The sequence below is a fragment of the Streptomyces sp. NPDC026377 genome (assembly GCF_055567715.1).
The window spans coordinates 1-18,561 of record NZ_JBVHPV010000031.1 but is presented as its reverse complement, the minus strand read 5'-3'; the positions used below and the strand labels follow the sequence as shown (position 1 = coordinate 18,561).

The window sequence follows — 18,561 nt, the reverse complement described above, 5'->3', positions numbered from 1 at the left end:
AGGAGACAGGCTTGATCATGGAACACCAGCAGCGGCTACGGGAGCGCTACCTTGCGGCCGCCCTCACGTCGGCTCCGACGCCATGGCAGCTCGTCCTGGACCACGGAATCGCCGTGGGCGGTCTGCTCGGCATCGGCTTCGCAGTCCACCCGGACACCGGACACGACCTCGTCATGGTCGTATCCAGTGCCGGCCATGGACTCTTCGACGCGGTCACGGGCGAGAGGATCGCACGTGACCGGGACCCCGATCCCGCCACGAGTACGCCCGACGCACACCCGGACCTCACCTGCCCCGGCCTCGGTCCCCTCGCAGGGACAGCGGTCCGCGTCGCAGGCCTCTTCGGCGGCGGTCTGCACAGCACCACCTCGGACGGTTGGACGCTGGATGTCGTCAGCCCCGAATGGCCCCACGACCGCGTCATCCTCTCCGCCGACGGCGGAGCACACAAGGGACCGGCGGGAAGCACCTGGTGGCACATCTTCCACTCCCAGTATTCGGAGCTGCGCGCCGCCGGCTTCGCGCCGTCCGGTCGCACCCTGGCAGTCGCCACCAGCAGCGACCTCACCCTGTGGACCCGCCCGGAGCTCCATATCGCGGACTGAGCGGACCCGGGATGCCACGCTCGGACCTGTTGCCGTCCCACCTGGCCCGCCGAGGTCAGGCAGCCGTCGCGCAGGCTGCCGAGCCGGCCCGTACGTGCAGTGGTTTCCGGTGGGCGGCCAAGGAGCCCGAGATGTACGGCCGACGGGTGTTCCGGACAGTGGAAGGAAGCTGGCTCATGGAGGTCGGTCACTCGTACCGGTCGGACGACATGAAGGGGTCCATCACCACCATGACCCACGTACAGATCTCCGTCGGCGAGCCGGAACACGAGCGCGAAGTCCCGGTCGCCCAGCCTCCCGCCAAGGGCCGGCTACGGCGTGCGCCGGGCGGAGGCTGACGGGCAGCTGCGGGGCGAGGCCGCCTTTTCTGTCTCGTCCCCGCTGAGCGGCGCACGCTCGAGGGGCGCGCAGGGGGCGGACACGGGGTGGTTGACGAAGGCGTTGACGTGGGGTGGCCTACGTACCGCCCTGGGAACACGTTCACCGGCCCGGGATGCTGCTCAGCGCCCTGGGCGGGGGCGGTCGGCCTTGGGTGCTGTGGGGCGTCGGCCCGTACCCGCTGCCGGTCACCGAGGCGGGTCTGGCGGCGCTGAGCGGGGTCTTCGCCCTCGCGTGGACTGCCACCCGCCCTGAAAGGCGCCGTCGGCACCCCGCGCGGCTTGGCGTTCCGCGCCGGGCGGGACGGCTCTCCTCGGCGTCATGGCGTCCGCACGCTCGCTGACGCCGCGCCCCGAGGGCCATCCCCTGGCACGGGAAGGCCCTCGGGGCGGGGTCGGGTTATTGGGTTAGAAGGGTCCGCTCTGTGGGGGACGAACCGGATTTCGACTGTGCGGCAGCTGGTGTCCGGTGTTCCGACGGTAAGTCAGTGGTCTTGGCTCTAGGTGTTCTCTCCCGGAGGTTGTGGACGGGTCAGCCAGGTCTCGGCTGAGGGGTCTTGAAGGGGTGTGACCCGGATACGCCAGAAACCCGTCAAAACTTGATCTTGGCCTGCTGAGTGCCTGACGCTGTCGGGGATCTTGGCGATGACAGTCGGCCATGCCCTCGACATCCCAGCCTCCAAGATCCCCGACCTCGTCACCCGCGATCAGCTCTGCGTCTCCTCGCGGCGTCCAAGAGTGGCCGCATCGGGTATGAGGAGCAGCTTGCCGGTGGTACGCCGACCCTCCAGATCGCTGTGGGCCAGGGCGGCCTCGGACAATGCGTAGCGGCCCGTTACGGTGACCTCAAGCGCCTTGGAGCGCACCCACTCGAACACATCGGCGGCCCGTCGGAGCAGTTCGGACCGATCGGCGATGAAGTCCCCGAGGCTGGGCCGGATCAGGGTCAGCGAACCGCCGTCGGCGAGCCGAATCGGATCAAACGGAGGCACGGCACCACTTGCCGCGCCGAAGAGCACGAGATGGCCGCGGGTTCGCAGGCTGGCGAGGCTCGCATCGAAGGTGTGCGCGCCGACGCCGTCGAAAACAACCGGCAGTCCCTGACCGCCGTTGAGCCGCCTCACCTCAGCTGCGAGATCGTCGATCGCGGAGGAAAGGATCACCTCAGCGGCCCCGGCACGCTTCGCCAGCTCGGCCTTCGCCGTGGTCGACGTCGTGCCGATCACCCTGCCGCCGAGATGGGTGATGAGCTGGGTCAAAAGCAGCCCCATGCCACCAGCAGCCGCATGCACGAGCACCGTGTCACCCCTCTGAACCGGGTAGGCGTCCTTGACGAGATAGTGCGCGGTCATGCCTTGGAGGAGCACGGCGGCGGCTGTCTCGAAGCCGATATCGTCGGGCAGCGGCACCAGCCGGGAGGAGTCCACGACGGCCCGCTCGGCATACGTGCCGGGAATCTCCACCCAACCGACCCGGTCCCCGACTGCGACGTCAGCGACGCCGGGTCCAACTTCGACGACCGTGCCGGCGCCCTCAGCGCCCGGGGTGAAGGGCAGCGGGAGGCTGTACCGGCCTTCGCGGTGGTAGACGTCGAGGAAGTTGACCCCGGATGCGGCGACCTCCACGATTGCCTCGCCCGGACCCGGCCGCGGCTGGTCCACCTCGGCCTCCTGCAGCACCTCGGGACCGCCCACTTCGTACACCTGAATCGCTCTCATGACCCCTCCAATAACGGCTTTCCCCCCACCAACCCCGTTAATGGCGATCCGATTCCCGGCAAGCAGACCAGCCCGCCGCCCCTGCCGAGAGCTCACCTGTCGGCAAACGATCGTTTGATGACTGGCGGTCGATACGTCCAATGAACCCTTGCAATCCGGGGGTTCGGGCCAAGAAGCACTGGGTCGAGCTGTGCTTCGCCCCGGCCTACGCGTCCTTGGCGAGGCTGATCGAGATCCACTTCGGTCCGCTGCGGCAATTCACCGTTGCCGATTCAGACCACCGCAACCACACCACCCAGGCCCGGGCCCTGCACGCCTGTCTGCGCTTTGCGTAACGCCAACGCCCGCCAACCCGGACGTCCTCGCCGCTCAGCGCAAGGAGCGTGCCCGGGTCCGCAGCGGCAAGGGCGTCCGCTGGGGGGCCCGCTCGCGACCGCAGTCTGATCAGCTGCCTTGAACGGCCGTGCGAACTCACAGCCCCTGGATGATCAGCCGCTTGCTGTCGGTGTTGCAGATGCGCAGCGCAGCGATCGCCTGATACTCCGGCGAGTCGTTCCACGGCCGTGCGGCAGCCACTTCCGGGAACTCCACAAGCACGATCGTCCGGGCGTTCAGGCGCCCTCCACAACGTCGACGTCTGCGCCCCGGGCGAGGTATCTGCCACCGTACGGCTCCAGCGTCGCAACCATGTGCGAGCGGTACTCAGCCAGTTTCTCGGCATCACCAGTCAGAGCGCTAGGGACGCAGCGGACGGTCCAGTGACCAGTTCGTTCCCGGCTGGCCGTACTCGTTCGTGGCCGCGCCCCGACAAGGTCGACGCCTACGTCGTGGTCGAAGGAGACCAGGGCGGCGACTACTACGGCATCCCCCCGCGCGGAGCGCACGTACGTTTTTCCATGATCAACCTGTTCACGTTCAAGGACGGGAAGATCATCGAGAAGCGGGCCCACTACAACCTGGCCGACATCATGGACCACCCCACGGCCGACCCCACCGCCTGACGAAACGGGCCTCAACAAGGCCACGCCCTGCGCCCCTCCACCGCCGCACACCGACGGCGCGCGCCTGGAGCGAAACGCTCCCACTGCCCACACCGAGAACCGTGGCGTCCCCTTCTGGCTGATGCCGCATCGCCCTGCGGGCTGCGTGGGCCACACACCGCCCTGGCCGGGGAGACCAGGCCCAGCTCAGGCGGCTGCTCATGTCCAGCTCGAACCGGCCGTAGGGGTTCACATGCGTCCAGAACAGTGGTGACAGGGCCCGCCGTCGGCATCGGTGAGCGTGTCGGCCCACTCCTCGTCGGCGAGGACCTGCTGCATCAGCAGCGTGTTGACGTGCACGAGGGCGGACTGGAGCAGGTGCAGGGCGAGCATCGCTCAATGGGTCGTCAGCCAGCTCCCTGACGGCACGATAAGCATCAAGTTAGAATCATTGAAGTTGTAGATATGTTGCCTTGATGGAGTTGCCAGGGTGGGGGCATGGCGACCTCGCCCGAGCAGCAGCCCATCGCCGAGCGGCAGCTGTGCGGCCTGCTGAACGGGCTGGCCCAGCGGATCGCCCAGCATGTACGGGAGCGGGCCGCCATCCTGGGGCTCACCGCGTCCCAGGCGACCGCGCTGCGGGAGATGAGTGGGGCGATGGCCATGCGGGAGCTCGCTGAACGTATGAGCTGCGACCCCTCCAACACCACGTTCGTCGTCGGCAAGCTGGAGAAACAGTTGCTGATCGAGCGCCAGCCGCCCCCACCTACCGCCGCGCGGACCTCGTCCTCACCGTCGAGGGCACCGCGCTGCGCGAACGCCTGCTCGGGCTCCTCGCCTTGGACTCCCCGCTGGCCGGCTTCACCCCGCAGGAGCAGGGTGTGCTGGAGCGGGCGATCGTCTCCGCGTGAGGCCCCGGCGGGCAGACCGCCGGACGGGCCACTAGCTCTCCTGCGGTGAGAGCGGTCGCTCGAAGAACGTCTCCAGAACCACTGTGGCCTGCGTTCCGCTGACGCCGTCGATGGCGTAGATCCGGCGCAGCACGTCCTGGAGCTGCTCGGTGGTCGCGGTCCTCACCTTGACCAGTACGGAGGCGCTGCCGGCGATGACATGCGCCTCCAGCACCTCGGGCAGCGCGGCGAAGTCCTGCGCCGAATCACCCATCCACGAGGTCGATTCGACCATCACGTACGCCAGGACGACGCTGCCCACCGCGGCCGGATCCACCTCCACCGTAGTGCGTCGGATGACGCCGCGCTCGCGCAGCTTGCGCACGCGCTCGTGCGCGGCACCGGCGGAGAGGCCGACGGCCTTACCGAGTGCGGCATAGGACTGGGTGGCGTCCTGCTGGAGGTGCGCCAGCAGGGTTCGGTCTATGTGATCCACAACTCTCCATTCGGAATCTTCTTGTAATGACCATAGCTCATCCTGCAATGTGCACCACAGACCGAACAAGCTTCGGCAAGGGCGGGACTCGTAGGAGAGGAAGAGGCTCATGGCTGACGAGCGACCTGGGTTGTACGAGATGTTCGACGAGCGGTTCCGCACCGGGCGCTGTATGAACGGCGACGACGCCCTGGAGGTCCTGTACACCGGATGCCGCTGGGCCGAGGGACCCGTCTACGTACCCTCCTGGCGGCAGGTCGTCTGGAGCGACATCCCCAACGACCGGATGCTGCGCTGGGACGAGGAGACCGGCGCCGTCAGCGTCTTCCGCCGTTCGGCGGGACACACCAACGGCAACACCCTCGACGGCGAGGGCCGGCTGATCACCTGTGAGCAGGGCAACCGACGGGTGACCCGCACCGAACACGACGGCACCCTCACCGTGCTGGCGGACCGGTGGCTGGGTAAGCGTCTGAACAGCCCGAACGACGCGGCGGTCAAGTCCGACGGCTCGATCTGGTTCTCTGACCCGGACTTCGGCATCACCAGCGACTACGAGGGCTACCGCGCCCAAAGCGAGATCGGCGCCAACAACGTCTACCGCATCGACCCCGCCAGCGGCGAAGTGCGGCTGGTAGCAGACGGCTTCGGAGCGCCGAACGGGCTGGTCTTCTCGCACGACGAACGGCAGCTGTTCATCTCCGACACCCGCGCGGGCCGCATCCGGGTCTTCGACGTACACGACGACGGCACCCTCTCCGACGGCAAGGTCTTCGCCGAGGCGGGGGCCCGGGAGAACGCGCGCTTCGACAACCTCCGCTTCGACGACGGCGGTCGGCTGTGGGCCGCGGCGATGGCCGACGGTGTGCACTGCTACGACCCGGACGGCACACTCATCGGACGGCTCGTCGTCCCCGAGGCGGTCGCCAACATCTCCTGGGGCGGGGCCAAGCGCAACCGCCTCTTCATCGCGGCGGAGACCAGCCTGTACTCGGTTGTCATGGCCGTCACCGGCACCCACCCGACGGGGCCGGGTCGCCGCCCCTGGCTGGACGGCTAGCGTTCCGGGCCCGCCCTCGGCTGTGGCTGACGCGGTGGTGCGTCGGCGACAGCCGCAGGAGCGTGCGCTGCCCCCGGGTGTCCGGCCCGCCGCCTGCGTACGGGGCGGCGGGTGGGGCTACTTGCTGATGGCGAAGCGCATCAGGGCGTGCTCGTCGCCCTGCTTTATCCTTCCCGTCATGTTGATGACCTCGGGCTTCCAGCTGGCGCCGACCCGTACGGCCTTGGCGACGGCGCAGCCGTTGTCCTGGGTGAGCAGGCTCGGCCAGATGTCGGCGACCTGCTGGGCGCTGCCCCTGGTCGCGTCGTAGACCTTGAAGCTGATGTTGCGGGCCTTCTCGAAGGAGCTGCCCTTGTTGAACGCGGCGGCGACGAACACGACCGACGTGATCTGGTCGGGGATACGCGCGAACTCCACCGCGACGGTCTCGCCGCCGCCGTCACCGCGCCCCGTCTGGTTGTTACCGCTGTGCACCAGGGAGCCGTTGCCCATGCGGTCCCGGGGAGAAGGGGGCGGTCAGCTCATGGGCGGGGGCGTGGGGTCTCGTGGCGGCGCCAGTAGGTGGGCCGCTGCTAGTTGTCCTGGGCCTCGATCAGGCTGATGCCGTTGGGGCCCAAGGGCGACCACGGGTAGCGCAGCTGGGAAGGGTCTTCTTACCAGTAGCAGACCTGGCAGATCTCGTAGGACCACCACGCGCTGAACCTCTGGTGGCCGCAGCACGGGCAGGGCGGCCAGCCGCCGGGCGGCGCCGCCGCGACGACCGGCTCCGGCGCCTGAGACGGGCCGTGCTCCGCGCGGAGCATGGCCTCCGTCGCCTCCGGCTCCGCGAGGTGGGCCGCGTCCTGAGCCTCCAGCTCGGCCAGTTCGGCGGCACTCACGGCACCTATGCCATCCGCACGGGTGCCGGCGGTGTCCGGGGTCTTCGGGCTGCTCATGGGCCTGATCCTAGGCAAACCACCTCGGCGAGAGACCGCGGCATTCGCCGCCTTCGCCCATCAGGGTCCTAACGCAGGGGGAAGGCATCCTGCCGCTGCGCGTCATGCGCTGACTCGCACACCGTTCAGAGACGGACCGGGCGGAGCTGGAGAATGTTGCCCAGGCCCTGCACACGGAAGCTACCTCTGCGAACCCCGAACCCGGCCGACTGCGTCAGATCACCACTCAGCTGAAGGACAAGTTCCTGCGAGGTGCCACCACCATCGCCGCCACCCACGGCATCCAGCTGGCCGAGCAGGCCCTTGGTGCGCTGCTGCCATGACGCGCAAGCGCCACTGGCCCCAGCGCATCGGTCTGACATCCCTGGGCCTTCGGGGACACGCATGCCAACGGCATTCGGTTGGCGGCATCGTCCCCCGGTCCTCCGTCCGCTGGTTGGCCAGTGGTCTGCTGCAGGAACAGATAGCGGCCATCCCGCCCTACATGAAAGGGGCGGGTGGTGGGGTTCCTGTCGTGGGCGCTTGTGTTCCCACTGCCGGGGCCACTTCCGTGCTCGGTATCCAAAGGGTGTGTTCTCCCTGCTCAGAGCACTCTTCGGCGCCTTTACAGGCTGCTGCCGGCCCCGGGCTGCGGCAAAGAGGACGGTGGTGGCGTGAGGCTGTTGGGGCCGTGCACCGCGTCCAGCAGGGCTTGGCCCTGGGTGTCGACCCATTTGGTGAACAGCTGCTGGGAGTAGCCGAAGATGAGGGCCCACGCGATGATCTGTTGGGTGGAGTCCAGGGCGCTGAGCCCGGGGACGAATCCGCCGCGCATGAGCAGGAGGCCGAGTACTGCGGTGAGGGCGCCGGTGGGAATCTTTAGGCAGGCGAGGGTGACCGGCACGTCGTAGGGCAGGGCAGTGCCGCGGATGCGTCTGAGGGCTGCCGCAGCGGCGATCACTGCGGACGCCATGCCGGCGATTTCGATGAGGAGATAATCCTGGGCCCTGGCGACATGCGCAATCTGGGCATTGGTTGGCTCCACCGGAGTGAGGCCTCCACTCATAGTCGGACAGACGACCCGATACTGCGCTTTGGATTCCGGCACGAAACAGAGCGGGACTGCGTCCTCCCAAATGTTCGTGAGTACGGCGATCGCGACCACGGCGATTGCCATACCGAGCGTCACGGCACGGACGATGCGCACGAAACTGCGTACACGGAGTATCTCCTTGCGGAGCAGCCGCCTGGCGAGACTGACGGTCTCGGCAAGGAACGCGCGTTCACTAGGATTGAGTACCCTTTGCGGATCGTCGCGGAATTCGCGGGCGATCTCTGCGACGCGGACCTGCTGTGGGTCACCGAAGGCGAAGTGCTCGTCCACGAGCGCCACCATCTGGGGTAGCTGCGCTCTGATGTCCTCGGCGGACGCCGCCCAGACCATCATGTTCACAGCACTGTCGATGTGCGCCTGTGCGGCACCGAGGTGCGCCGACCGTCTCATCACCGGATGGTCGTTGTGTGCGAGCGCCTCGTTGGCCTTCTGCAGTTCCGCCTGCGCTTTTTCGGCGAAAGGTCCCGCCCAGGCGCGTCTCTCCGGATCTGCCTGCGCCCGTTTTCCCAGTGTGGCGATGACGACCTGAAGCTCCGCGATGCGTGCGCGAAGTCCTTCCTTCTGCTCCCATGGTCCCCACTCCGACCGGGACCTCCACCACCTCTTCTTCGGAGGCTCGTCGCTCTGCGGGCCCGGGGGAGTGCTCTTCCGCCGGGCACGGGTGCTGGCCGCGTGCAGGGTGGACCGTGGCAAATGCAGGCTCCTCACGGGAATCTGTCTCTTGCGGCACTGGCCGCGTTTCGCCTGGAGGTCGGCAGCAGTGTGCTTGAACCCGAGCCCTGCTCCTCCGAGTGGACGTCAATGTTCACCGCAAAAACGATCCGCCTAGGAGCATCTGCGGCCGCCAAGCGTCGGACGTGGCGTCGGCGGCCGCCACCGTGGCCGACTCCGCGTGGCCCGCCTGCGTTCTTGCGGCGGGACGAAGAGCGACGTAAGCGCAGCCTGGTCGAAGAGCCGCGGGCGACGGCAGGCACTGCGCCATCTGCCGCGAGGAGCCCATGCACCGCTGCGCCTCCGCCAGGGCCTCCGTCGCGTCCAGTGCCGCGGCCAGGCCCAGGGTCGGTTCCTGCGCCGGGGGCTCCGGGGCGGGCGAGGTCGGTTGCCGTAGGTGGGCGGGCAGCTGGGCCTGGAGGGGGCGCGGCTGCTGCTGGGCGGCGGTGGTGCCGGGGATGCGCAGCAGGTCGCCGGCGACCGTAGGGACGCTATCGTCCCAGCTGTCCTCGAAGCGGGGCTCGGATCCGCGGAGGATGAGCCGGCCAGCTCCCTCACCGTCTGACCCCTGCCCACAGGCGCCGGAGTCCGGAGATGGACGCAGGTGGCGCGGGTGGGGCGGGGCGTGGTGGCTTTACGGGCCGGGTGTTGCCTTGGGAGCTGGGGCGGGGGGCAGGGCGCCGGGGTTGAGGTGGGTGACCAGGCGGTGGAGGAGGCGGTGGACGTCAGCTTGTTCCTGGGGTTCGAGGATGGCCAGGGCCTCTTCGTTGACGTGCCGGACGACAGTGCTGGCCCGTGTGAGCAGGCGGGAGCCGTCGGGGGTGATGTGCAGGCACAGGACGCGGCGGTTGGTGGGGTGGGGTGAGCGCGTGATCAGGCCGCGTTCGGTGAGGCTGCCCACGGCGGAGCCCATGGACTGGGCGGTGATGCCGGCGTGGCGGGCGGCGTCGGCGCTGGAGATGCCGGGTTGGCGATCGGCGTGCTGGAGGGCGTTGTACTGCGCGAGGTTGAGCTCGAGTGTGCGCAGTTCCTTCTCCAGGCGGGCGCCCATGGCCTGGGCGAAGTGCCAGGCCAGGTAGCCGGTGTGGATGGGCTTGTCGTTCACGTGGCTCCCCGACTTGTAAGGCAACTTATGTTTTACTGCTGTTGTTATCAGGCAGCTTACAACTTCTGGACGGTCTTCCTTCATGCCAGCCTCGACCCCACTCCGCCCGGCCGACGTCTTGCCGGCCGCCCACGGCGACATGACCGACCCGGCCCCGGAGCCCCATCCTCGTTCCGGTCTCAAGGGTGTGCTGCTTCCCGTCGCAGTGGTGCTCGCCATCGGGACGATCTTCGTAAGTGTGTACCTCGCCGCGTTTCACGCCCCCCGCCCGCATGACCTGCCCGTCGCGGTGGTCGGTACCGCCGCCGAGGCGCAGCGGCTGGAAGCCGGACTGGAACATGCCATATCTGGCGGTTTCGATGTGCGGCCCTACGGTGACGAGGCAGCGGCCCGTGAGGCGGTCGAGCGCCGTGACGTGTACGCCGCCTACGTTCCCGACCGTGGCGCGGGGAGGGAGAAGCTGCTGTACGCCGGTGCCAACGGCCCTTCTGTGACAGCCACCCTCACCGCCGCCTTCGCCCAAGCCGGCCCCGAGGCGGGCCCGCCTCCGGCCGCCCAGGACATCCTCGAGGTGTCCGCCGGCGACACCCGTGGCCTGTCGGTCTTCTACGCCGCGTTCGGCCTGGTCCTGGCCGGCTATCTGTTCGGCATGATGACCTACCAGGCCGCACCGGCCTTGCGTTTTCGCCAGCGCATCGCCAGTCTCACCCTCTTCGGGGCCCTTGGGGGCATCATCGTTGCCCTCCTTACCGGCGACACCGGCTTCGGCGCCCTTCCCGGCTCCTTCGCCGGCATTGCCGTGGTGACCGCCCTGATGGCCATGGCGGCGGGCGGCGCGACCATGGCCATCGTGAAATGGACCGGATCCGCCGGCGCCGCCATCGCCTCGGTCGTTCTGCTCATCCTCGGCAACGCCACCAGCGGCGGGGTCATGCCCGCCTCCTACCTGCCCGACTGGCTGCACCCGCTCTCCGGCGTGCTGCCCGTGGGCGCGGGGGTGCGCGCCCTGCAGGGGATGTCCTACTTCCACAATGACGGCCTGTGGTCCGGCCTCGCCGTCCTGGCCGCGTGGTTCATCGCGTGCGTGGCCCTGCTCTACCTGCGCGATCTGCGAGGCGCCCGCAAGAATCGGCCTCACACCCCGTAAGGAATCTGATCGGTTCTCCCTCGGCGGCCCCGCGATCCTGCTGATGGTCGCGGGGCCTGCTCACGCTCCCGGGGCAGGGGTGGGGGGCGCGGGACTTTGGTGCTTCGAGGTTGGCCTCGAAGCATGCTGGGATCCGCATTGACGAGGACCGCTTCGAGGACCGCTTCTCCTCGCTCATGCCGGCGACAGCGAGGGTTCCCTGTTCACCGTTGCTGGGTTGGGCGTGCTGCGGTTTGGATCCTGGCGTGATGTGCCCACCTTCTCGGCCGGGCCCTGGGTCGAGTCCTGAGCGCAGTGGCTGCGGTTTCTTATCGGGAGTGAGGGTGGCCGGTCGGCGGCGCGGTGGTGTCGTGGCTTGGATTGTTGGCCTTCTCGGGGGAGTGGCGCAGCAGTATGCGGGCGGTTTTTGCTGCGGTGAGGGCGGCTGCGGCGCCGCTGAGCAGGGCGGTGTGCATGGCGTCGGTGAACGCGGCGCGTGCCGGGTGGAGGGCGGGTTCGCCGATTGCGGTGGCGGCGGCGAGTGAGGACTGCGTCGCGTGGGCGAGGGCGGGCGGCATCGGGGGCAGTTGCAGATGATTGCGATAGATGGTGCTGAGAATGCTGGCGAACCCGGCGATTCCCAGTGCGCCTCCCAGTTCCCGGGAGAGGTCGTTCATGGCGAGGCGACGTCTTGCAGTGCTGGGGGCAGGACGTCGGTGATCGCTGTGGTGGCGGTACTCATCGCCAGGCCCATCCCCGCGCCTGGAGGAATTAAGTCCGCAGGCGCGGAGCCAGTAGGAGCTGTCCGCCTCCAACTGGGCGAGAACGGTCAGGCCGGCCGCCACGACGGTCAGGCCGGCGGTCCACAGGCCGCAGGTACCGAATCGGGCGGTAAGTCGCGGGGTGAGGCGGACACTGGGCATCATCGCCGCGACCATCGGGAGGACGCCGACCGCGGCCATGAAGGGGCTGTCGCCGCGGGCCAGCTGCAGGTACTGCGTGATCACGAAGATGAAGCCGGAGAAGGCGAAGAACTGCAACGAGACGGAGAGTGCGCCGTCTGAGAAGCGGGCGTTGCGGAACAGCCGAGGAACCACAGTGGGTGGCGCTGCCTGAGTTCCCAGCCGACGAAGCAGATGAGAACGAGGAAGCCGAGCCCGAAGCGCGCGAGAGTGGGAGGGCTGGCCCAGCCGTGCTCGGGAGCCTCGAGCACGCTGTGGACGAGGACGGCCAGGCCGACGGCCACCAGGACCGCTCCGGCCACGTCCACCGCCGGCGGATCGGCCTCGGAGGACTCCGGCACGAAAACGAGCGTGCCGACGAACGCTACCAGCGCGAGTGCGACGTTGAGCAGGAACACCGCACGCCAGGACCACAGTTGCAGATGACTCCCAGTGGCGAGCAGCCGAGCAGGCCGGGGCCCCACTCCTGCGGCAGGGTGAGGCACTTGACCTACGGCCTGTCGGTCAGGGGGAGAGTGCTGAGCGTGCGGCGGGGACGATTTCGTGAGCGAAGAGGGCCAGCTGGCGTTCGTGGTCCTCGCTGGGCCAGTACACGAAGCCGTTCATCCCCCGCTCCGTGGCCAGGGAGACGATCTGGTCGACCCACTGGTCGGCGGGGCCGTGGAAGTCGCCGCGCTTGGTGGGAGTGATCAGGCCGCCGAGGTTGTAGACCTTCCGGATGTGGCCGGGGTCGCGTCCGGCGCCGCGGGCGGCGTCGTCGATTCTGGCGGTCGCGTCCGCAAGGGCTTCCAGGCCCAGGTAGGCCAGGGAAGGCAGCCAGCCCTCGGCCTTGGCGCCAGTCAGTGCCAGCATGCGAGGGCCGTAGGAGCCCAGCCAGATATCCAGCGCCGGCGACGGCGTGGGGCCCGGGTGCACTCCCGCGACGCGGTAGTGGGCGCCGCCCGCTCTGGCCGAGCGCTGCCCGCTCCACATCGCACGGATGACCTCGATGGCCTCCGCGAGAGCGTCGACGGCTTCCCTCTTGTCCCGATGGGGTCCGCCCATTGCCTCGATCGCCTCCCAGAAGGCCCCTGCCCCCAGTCCCAGCCGCAGGCGGCCCCCGGAGAGGATGTCGAAACTCGCGGCGGCCTTGGCCAGCATCGCTGGCGGCCGCAGCGGCAGATTCGCCACCGTGGGGACGAGTGTCACCCGCTCGGTGGCCGCCGCGAGGAACGACATAAGGGTCCAGGTGTCGTAGTGGGCGCTCTGGTACGGATGGTCCTGGACGGTGATCAGGTCCAGGCCGTCACGCTCCGCTTGCGTCGCCAGCCGAAGCGGCCGGCCCGCCTCGGCCCACAAGGGGTCGACGTTGGCGCCGAACAAGACAGGCAGTGCCATCGGGTTGCACCCTTTCTCTGCATCCCACCGGCACGCCGGCAGGGACTTTCCATGGGTCGGCACAGCACATTAGGAGCCGCGGGGACTCCGCCGCGTGTTTGACACGTCAGGCGGCGAGGGTGGGGTAGTCGGTGTAGCCGCGCTCGTCGCCGCCGTAGAAGGTGGTGGGGTCGGGGGTGTTGTAGGGGCCGTTCGCGGCGAGGCGGGCGGGCAGGTCGGGGTTGGCCAGGAACAGCGCGCCGAAGGCGATCATGTCTGCCGTGCCGTCCTCGATCAGTTCGAGCGCGTTGGGGCCGGTGGTGTCGGGGTGGGTGAAGGGGTTGAGGATGAAGGCGGCCTGCCATTCCTTGCGCAGCTGGAGCGTGAGGTCGCGGTGGGGGCCTTCGAGCATGTGCAGGTAGGCCAGGCCCAGCGGGGCCAGCTTCTTGACCAGCGCCGCGTAGGTCGCGGCAAGGTCGTCCTCGGCGATGTCGTTGTAGGGGTTGCCGGGCGAGACGCGGAAGCCGACCCTTTCGCCTCCGATCGCCTCGGCCACGGCGGCGGCGACCTCGACTGCGAAGCGGATGCGGCCCTCGACGGAGCCGCCCCAGCCGTCGGCGCGCTGGTTGGTGTTGGGGGCGAGGAACTGGTGGATCAGGTATCCGTTCGCACCGTGGATCTCCACTCCGTCGAAGCCCGCGGCTATCGCATTGCGTGCCGCGGCTGCGAAGTCGGCGATGGTTTCGCTGATCTCGGCCTCGCTGAGCTCCTTGGGAGTGACGAAGTCCTTGGGGCCCTCGTGGGTGAACACCTGCCCCTCGGCTGCCACCGGCGAAGGTGCCACGGGGTGCAGTCCGCCGGGCAGCAGGGCGGGGTGGCTGATGCGGCCGGTGTGCATCAGCTGGGCGAAGATCGCTCCGCCCTCGCGGTGAACCGCCTCGGTCACCTTCCGCCAGGCCGCCACCTGCTCCTCGGAGTGCAGGCCCGGAGTGTCGGGGTAGCCCTGGCCGACTGCGGAGGGCTGGGTGCCCTCGGTGATGATCAGCCCGGCGCCCGCCCGCTGCGCGTAGTAGGTCGCCATCGCGGGCGTTGCGCTCGCACCGGGGCCGTAGGCCCGGCTGCGGGTCATTGGCGCCATGGCGACCCGGTTGGCCAGTCGCACGGATCCCAGGTCGATCGGGTCGAATGCAGTAGTCATGTCGTTCCTTCACCAGCGGGGGCGCCCGGGCCGATCCACGATCCGTAGCGCGTTTACTGTCCGAACAACTAAATCATGGAGGTGAGGATTCCCCAGGGTTGCAGTGACCCGCATCACATTGTAAATATGCAGGTGAGATAGGGCGTCGAAGAAGGCTGGGCTCTGTCATGGCAGACTAGGCGTGTCACTGCTCGGGCAAGTTTCCTTGGAAAGAGTGCGTAGTCATGACACATCCGCCTTCTGATGAGGCCCACGCCCGGGCAGCAGGCGCGGCGGCGGTGAGCGCGGCGACCGTGCCGGTGCCGGCATCCGCCCACGCGGGTCCGATCAGCCACGCCATCTTCCGCGTGGCCCGCCTGCACCGCATGATCGCTGGGCAGCTCCTGCGCCGCGTCGGGCTGTATCCGGGCCAGGAGCTGGTGATGATGCAGCTGTGGGAACTCGGCCCCCAACGCCAGACCGACCTCGTACGTCTGATCGACTCCGACGCCGCCACGATGACCCGCACCGTCCAGCGGCTCGAGAATGCCGGCTTCGTACGCCGCAGCCCCTCGCCCACCGACAAGCGAGCCGTCATCGTCGAACCCACCCCTGCCAGCCTCGCCTTGCGCCGGGAAGTCGAACGTACCTGGGCGGAACTCGAAGCCGCCGCTACCGGCGAGCTCAGCGCCGACGAGCGCACCACAACTCTGGACGTGCTGCAGCGACTGGAGCACAACCTGGCCCGGAGCGCGGTCGCGCTTGAGGAGTAGACAGCGCCCGGACAACTGCCGACTTGAGGCCGCACGCCACCGGCTACGGACAAGCGACCAGGCCCAAGGCAGGCACGAGTGTGCCGATGGGGCAACAGGGGACGGCGCTGCTGGACGAGGGCGGTGGATCACGCCGGCTACGACGAGCATGCGGCCAGGCGCCGGATCGCCCGGCGCCTGGTCGCGGGCGAAGCCCGCCAGGGCGCGGGCTCGCGCAGCGGGGCGCGTCCCGAGCCCGCCGCGGATCATTCACGGGACATGGCGGTGCCCCGCCCCCGGGCGGGAGCGGGAAGTGACGGTCTCGTACTGGACGCGGTCTGCCACGTGCGGGTAGCACGCGGGCTCGTTTCACTGGCATGGCGGCTGGTGAAGGACCGGGTGTTTGTCCTGCAAGCCCTGGACGACAATGCGTGGCCGCACGGGCGGGACTCCGCGCTGCTGTATCTGGCAGGACGGGGGGGAGGGGGCCCAGTTCTGGTTCCAGCGCGCGGCAGGCGCCGGCTCGCATACGGCTGCCCGCTGTCTGTAGGTGATGTCTGCTTGGACCCCGCAGTAGACGTCCGCGTCCATGCGGCACTCCAGGGCGTTGCGCGGGGCGTTGTTCTCGAGACCGAGTGCTTGGTGGGCCGGGCGCAGGAGTCATGGAAACGCGTGAGCACGTGCTCCAGGCCCGCCCTCCACGGCCATCAGGCGCGCGATCACGGTACGCATGCCCTGTTTCCCCGCTGTTCTGCGGGATGCGGTCTGGGGGGAGGTGGCCTGTGCGCGCAGTTCCGGCGCGGCCGACTCGCGCGTGCATGCCCTCGCCAGTCCTCCCAAAGACAACGCCAGCAGGAGCCCGCCCGCCTCCTTGAAGACTCCGAGGCCTCGGTGCCGCCGGTCTGCCATGCCCGTCGTGTCCCCACCTCCATGTCCGCCTTCCGGCGCCTGCCGGGGACAGCACATGAGTACGCATGCTCCTGCTGGCGGCTGATCGCCCCGGCGGCACGGCTCTGTCAGTGGATGACGGTGATCTGCGGGAGGGGGCTGTGCCCATGTGCCTGCTCGGTGACGGGGACCTGGCGGGAGAGGCGCCGGGCCAGCGTCCATCCCTGATCGGTTTCGAGCCACTGTGGTGGCGGCCGGTAGCGATCCCCTGGGAGACGGATGCGGAACGTCAAAGTGGTGTGGCGGGACAGCGGGGAAAAAGTGGGCTCGTCTGCCGTGTCGTACTCGGTGACGGCGGCCGAGGACCGCAAGCAGCGGCTTGAAGGCGACAAGGCCGTGTTGCGCGTCGTTAAGGTGGTGCCGGGCGCAAGCGTCCCCGTGGGCCGTGTCGAGGAGCTGGCGGCGGGGCTGCCGCCGGCGGCCTGACCCTGCGGGTGGGTGCGTCTGCTGCCCGGGGCGGTGATGCGCGAGGACTCTTCGATCCCGTGGCCGTTACGCCCCAGGGTGCTGTCTGCTGCCAGTGGCCGGTGCGGTGTAGACGGAGACGTGTGTGGGCTGTCCACCGGTGTACTGGGCTTCGGCGAGGCTGGTGACCATCTCGTGGAGGATATCCAGTGCGACCTCGAAGTCGCCCTGGGGGCCCGCGACGGGATGGGCGTCGGGCCAGACGATGACCACACGGGGAGCCTTCAGCGCGTGGAGCCCGCCCCAGAGTGAATCCGTGAGGGCCTCCCACACCATGTGCACCGTCCCGAGTGGCGGGTCCAAGGGAAGTGCCGACTGTACCGCCTTGAAGAAGGCTTCCTGGTCGGTGCGCCCGGCGGTGGCGAGCGTGAAGGCGGGCACGCCCAAGCGGGCGGCTTCGTCGAGTATCCGGGGAATGTCCGCGCCGGAAATCTCGTGCAAGCCTGGATCGATCACCATGATCACAACGGTACCGGTGCGTCCTTGCGGTCTGGATCGTGCTCGCTGCTCAGAGCAGGAGCCGGTTACGCACCTCGACCTTCGGTGCTCGCCTAGATGTTGGGGTCCTGGAGGAAGGCGGCCTGGACACGCAGCAGGCGGGTGTCGGGATGGGTGTCCTGGTGCTCAAGGAGTTTGGTGTAGGCGCAGGTGGTGAACAGGGCGCGGGCCTGGGGGTCTTCGTCCAGGCCGCAGGCCGTGGCGAGCCTGCTGGTGTAGACCCAGGTCGAGGCGGCCGCTGCCGCTGTAGCCGCGGCGGGCGAGCGTCCATACGGCCGGTGCGTGCTGCGTGGTGGTCCGCCCGTCGGGGCGGAGCATCTGGAAGGCGACCTCCTTAGGGGATGTAGCCCGCCGCAGCGGGTGCCCGGCGCGACCGGTCGAGTCGGTGGCCGTACCGGACCTGTTCGCACCACCCACCGCGCCCATGGCCTCATGGCTGCGTTCCTCGGCAGACATTGGTGTCCTGGCTGTCCTTGCCCGGGGCACGCGGGCTGAGGACGCCTCGGAGTAGTCGAGGCGGTGGCGGAGGTGAGCGTAGCTGCGCAGGCCCTCCAGCGAGAGCCGCTTGAACACACGGTGCAGCTGCTCGGTCCCGGTCAGGAACAGCGCGAAGGGCCGCCCGGCGTCGTCGGCGGCCCGCCACAGGCCGTAGACGCTCTGCAGGCTTTCGCTGCGCAGCCGGTGGGCCGCGTGGAGGACCGTCACTGGCCGGGTACGCCGAGCGTCCTGCCCACCCCTCTTCTCGCGCACGTACGATGAAAGCTGCGCACAGCCACACACCAGCCATGCCAGAACAGCCGCGATCACACCGCTGACCAGCCACATCGAAAACGTCAGGGACGAGAAGGGGCCGCAGGAATGAGCTCGCTACTGCAAGACAGCGAACTGGCCCACGAGGACAACGTCGTCTGGCTCGAGGACACTGACCACCTCGACTACGTCCGCCAGGCCCTGGACAAAACCACCCGCCGCCGCGGCAAGCCCCGCTACGCCCGCGACGGACGCATGGTCGGCTACAGCGAACTCGCCCCCGATGCCGAAGCCGACCCCGACAGCCGTTTGCAGCTGCGCCGCGTCTTCTTCCTCCTTCCGCACGACCGCGACAGCGACCCCGAGGGCGTCTACCAGCAAGGCGCCCCGGGTGAAGCGGTCGACCCTCGCACCATCGAATCCCGCCGGGTGGGGGAGAAGACGCCGCGCTCCCAGCGCGGTGCCGCGGCGATAGCCTCCAGCCGGTGACGTAGTGAGAGGCAAGCGAGCAAGCAGGAAGCGGCCGCCCTTCGGCATGCCGAAGCGTCTGATGGTGC

General features: G+C 68.9%; 21 protein-coding genes and 3 pseudogenes. 10 read left to right on the top strand and 14 right to left on the bottom strand.

The window, feature by feature from the left end; translation table 11 throughout:
- Positions 1-11: 11 nt before the first annotated feature.
- Together ACZ4MU_RS34155 and ACZ4MU_RS34150 are read left to right on the top strand one after the other, a co-directional pair.
- Positions 12-605 (top strand): hypothetical protein, encoded by a 594-nt coding sequence (locus ACZ4MU_RS34155; protein WP_467883427.1) that lies wholly within the window; start codon positions 12-14, stop codon positions 603-605.
- A 176-nt stretch (positions 606-781) separates the two neighbouring features.
- A complete protein-coding gene (locus ACZ4MU_RS34150) occupies positions 782-943 on the top strand; it encodes a hypothetical protein (protein WP_467883426.1) in 162 nt (53 codons plus the stop codon).
- A gap of 746 nt (positions 944-1,689) precedes the next feature.
- Here the strand turns inward: ACZ4MU_RS34150 and ACZ4MU_RS34145 are convergent.
- The gene (locus ACZ4MU_RS34145) at positions 1,690-2,700 is read right to left on the bottom strand and encodes a quinone oxidoreductase family protein (protein WP_467883425.1); all 1,011 of its coding nucleotides are present in this window, start codon (positions 2,698-2,700) and stop codon (positions 1,690-1,692) included.
- A gap of 167 nt (positions 2,701-2,867) precedes the next feature.
- On the opposite strand from ACZ4MU_RS34145, the pseudogene ACZ4MU_RS34140 reads away from it, so the two are divergent.
- Positions 2,868-3,157, top strand: a pseudogene (locus tag ACZ4MU_RS34140) (IS630 family transposase); the annotation flags it as partial.
- Positions 3,158-3,171: 14 nt separating this feature from the next.
- Here ACZ4MU_RS34140 and ACZ4MU_RS34135 read toward each other — a convergent pair.
- Positions 3,172-3,389, bottom strand: a pseudogene (locus ACZ4MU_RS34135) (DUF1330 domain-containing protein).
- 138 nt (positions 3,390-3,527) lie between these two features.
- On the opposite strand from ACZ4MU_RS34135, the gene ACZ4MU_RS34130 reads away from it, so the two are divergent.
- Positions 3,528-3,701 (top strand): ester cyclase, encoded by a 174-nt coding sequence (locus tag ACZ4MU_RS34130; protein WP_467883448.1) that lies wholly within the window; start codon positions 3,528-3,530, stop codon positions 3,699-3,701.
- Positions 3,702-3,929: 228 nt separating this feature from the next.
- Here the strand turns inward: ACZ4MU_RS34130 and ACZ4MU_RS34125 are convergent, their stop codons facing one another.
- Positions 3,930-4,073, bottom strand: coding sequence for a hypothetical protein (locus ACZ4MU_RS34125; RefSeq protein ID WP_467883424.1), 144 nt, complete (start codon positions 4,071-4,073; stop codon positions 3,930-3,932).
- 105 nt (positions 4,074-4,178) lie between these two features.
- On the opposite strand from ACZ4MU_RS34125, the gene ACZ4MU_RS34120 reads away from it, so the two are divergent.
- Complete coding sequence (locus ACZ4MU_RS34120; protein ID WP_467883423.1) at positions 4,179-4,640, top strand: MarR family winged helix-turn-helix transcriptional regulator; 462 nt, start codon at positions 4,179-4,181, stop codon at positions 4,638-4,640.
- On the opposite strand, the gene ACZ4MU_RS34115 is transcribed toward ACZ4MU_RS34120, so the two are convergent.
- Positions 4,623-5,066, bottom strand: coding sequence for an Lrp/AsnC family transcriptional regulator (locus ACZ4MU_RS34115; protein WP_467883422.1), 444 nt, complete (start codon positions 5,064-5,066; stop codon positions 4,623-4,625). The genes ACZ4MU_RS34120 and ACZ4MU_RS34115 overlap by 18 nt on opposite strands.
- A 109-nt stretch (positions 5,067-5,175) precedes the next feature.
- On the opposite strand from ACZ4MU_RS34115, the gene ACZ4MU_RS34110 reads away from it, so the two are divergent.
- Positions 5,176-6,126, top strand: a complete 951-nt coding sequence (locus tag ACZ4MU_RS34110) for an SMP-30/gluconolactonase/LRE family protein (RefSeq protein ID WP_467883421.1) — start codon at positions 5,176-5,178, stop codon at positions 6,124-6,126.
- Positions 6,127-6,243: 117 nt separating this feature from the next.
- On the opposite strand, the pseudogene ACZ4MU_RS34105 reads toward ACZ4MU_RS34110, so the two are convergent.
- The 4 genes and pseudogenes from ACZ4MU_RS34105 to ACZ4MU_RS34090 form a co-directional block, all read right to left on the bottom strand.
- Positions 6,244-6,624 (bottom strand): annotated as a pseudogene (locus ACZ4MU_RS34105) (TerD family protein); the annotation flags it as partial.
- A gap of 155 nt (positions 6,625-6,779) precedes the next feature.
- Complete coding sequence (locus tag ACZ4MU_RS34100) at positions 6,780-7,061, bottom strand: hypothetical protein (RefSeq protein ID WP_467883420.1); 282 nt, start codon at positions 7,059-7,061, stop codon at positions 6,780-6,782.
- A gap of 604 nt (positions 7,062-7,665) precedes the next feature.
- The gene (locus ACZ4MU_RS34095) at positions 7,666-8,862 is read right to left on the bottom strand and encodes a hypothetical protein (protein WP_467883419.1); all 1,197 of its coding nucleotides are present in this window, start codon (positions 8,860-8,862) and stop codon (positions 7,666-7,668) included.
- A 637-nt stretch (positions 8,863-9,499) separates the two neighbouring features.
- Positions 9,500-9,970 carry a MarR family winged helix-turn-helix transcriptional regulator gene (locus ACZ4MU_RS34090; protein ID WP_467883418.1) on the bottom strand — a complete coding sequence of 157 codons (471 nt, stop codon included), beginning with the start codon at positions 9,968-9,970 and terminating at the stop codon, positions 9,500-9,502.
- Positions 9,971-10,109: 139 nt separating this feature from the next.
- On the opposite strand from ACZ4MU_RS34090, the gene ACZ4MU_RS34085 reads away from it, so the two are divergent.
- Entirely contained in the window at positions 10,110-11,117 is a 1,008-nt protein-coding gene (locus ACZ4MU_RS34085; RefSeq protein ID WP_467883417.1) for an ABC transporter permease, read from the top strand.
- A gap of 308 nt (positions 11,118-11,425) precedes the next feature.
- Here the strand turns inward: ACZ4MU_RS34085 and ACZ4MU_RS34080 are convergent, their stop codons facing one another.
- The 4 genes from ACZ4MU_RS34080 to ACZ4MU_RS34065 all read right to left on the bottom strand — a co-directional run bounded on the left by ACZ4MU_RS34080 (position 11,426) and on the right by ACZ4MU_RS34065 (position 14,612).
- On the bottom strand, positions 11,426-12,136 hold the full coding sequence (locus tag ACZ4MU_RS34080) for an MFS transporter (RefSeq protein ID WP_467883416.1): 711 nt from the start codon (positions 12,134-12,136) through the stop codon (positions 11,426-11,428).
- The gene (locus ACZ4MU_RS34075; protein ID WP_467883415.1) at positions 12,100-12,456 is read right to left on the bottom strand and encodes a hypothetical protein; all 357 of its coding nucleotides are present in this window, start codon (positions 12,454-12,456) and stop codon (positions 12,100-12,102) included. Before ACZ4MU_RS34075 ends, ACZ4MU_RS34080 begins: the two co-directional genes overlap by 37 nt.
- Positions 12,457-12,562: 106 nt before the next feature.
- Positions 12,563-13,435, bottom strand: coding sequence for an LLM class flavin-dependent oxidoreductase (locus ACZ4MU_RS34070; RefSeq protein WP_467883414.1), 873 nt, complete (start codon positions 13,433-13,435; stop codon positions 12,563-12,565).
- Positions 13,436-13,541: 106 nt separating this feature from the next.
- On the bottom strand, positions 13,542-14,612 hold the full coding sequence (locus ACZ4MU_RS34065; protein ID WP_467883413.1) for an alkene reductase: 1,071 nt from the start codon (positions 14,610-14,612) through the stop codon (positions 13,542-13,544).
- Positions 14,613-14,836: 224 nt separating this feature from the next.
- On the opposite strand from ACZ4MU_RS34065, the gene ACZ4MU_RS34060 reads away from it, so the two are divergent.
- Both ACZ4MU_RS34060 and ACZ4MU_RS34055 read left to right on the top strand, forming a co-directional pair.
- A complete protein-coding gene (locus tag ACZ4MU_RS34060) occupies positions 14,837-15,364 on the top strand; it encodes a MarR family winged helix-turn-helix transcriptional regulator (RefSeq protein ID WP_467883412.1) in 528 nt (175 codons plus the stop codon).
- 1,146 nt (positions 15,365-16,510) lie between these two features.
- Complete coding sequence (locus ACZ4MU_RS34055; RefSeq protein WP_467883411.1) at positions 16,511-16,717, top strand: hypothetical protein; 207 nt, start codon at positions 16,511-16,513, stop codon at positions 16,715-16,717.
- A gap of 66 nt (positions 16,718-16,783) precedes the next feature.
- On the opposite strand, the gene ACZ4MU_RS34050 is transcribed toward ACZ4MU_RS34055, so the two are convergent.
- Together ACZ4MU_RS34050 and ACZ4MU_RS34045 are read right to left on the bottom strand one after the other, a co-directional pair.
- Complete coding sequence (locus ACZ4MU_RS34050) at positions 16,784-17,215, bottom strand: barstar family protein (RefSeq protein WP_467883410.1); 432 nt, start codon at positions 17,213-17,215, stop codon at positions 16,784-16,786.
- 165 nt (positions 17,216-17,380) lie between these two features.
- Positions 17,381-17,959, bottom strand: a complete 579-nt coding sequence (locus tag ACZ4MU_RS34045; RefSeq protein ID WP_467883409.1) for a hypothetical protein — start codon at positions 17,957-17,959, stop codon at positions 17,381-17,383.
- A gap of 153 nt (positions 17,960-18,112) precedes the next feature.
- Here ACZ4MU_RS34045 and ACZ4MU_RS34040 point away from each other — a divergent pair, with 153 nt between their 5' ends.
- Positions 18,113-18,493 carry a DUF6009 family protein gene (locus ACZ4MU_RS34040; RefSeq protein WP_467883408.1) on the top strand — a complete coding sequence of 127 codons (381 nt, stop codon included), beginning with the start codon at positions 18,113-18,115 and terminating at the stop codon, positions 18,491-18,493.
- Positions 18,494-18,561 lie beyond the last annotated feature (68 nt).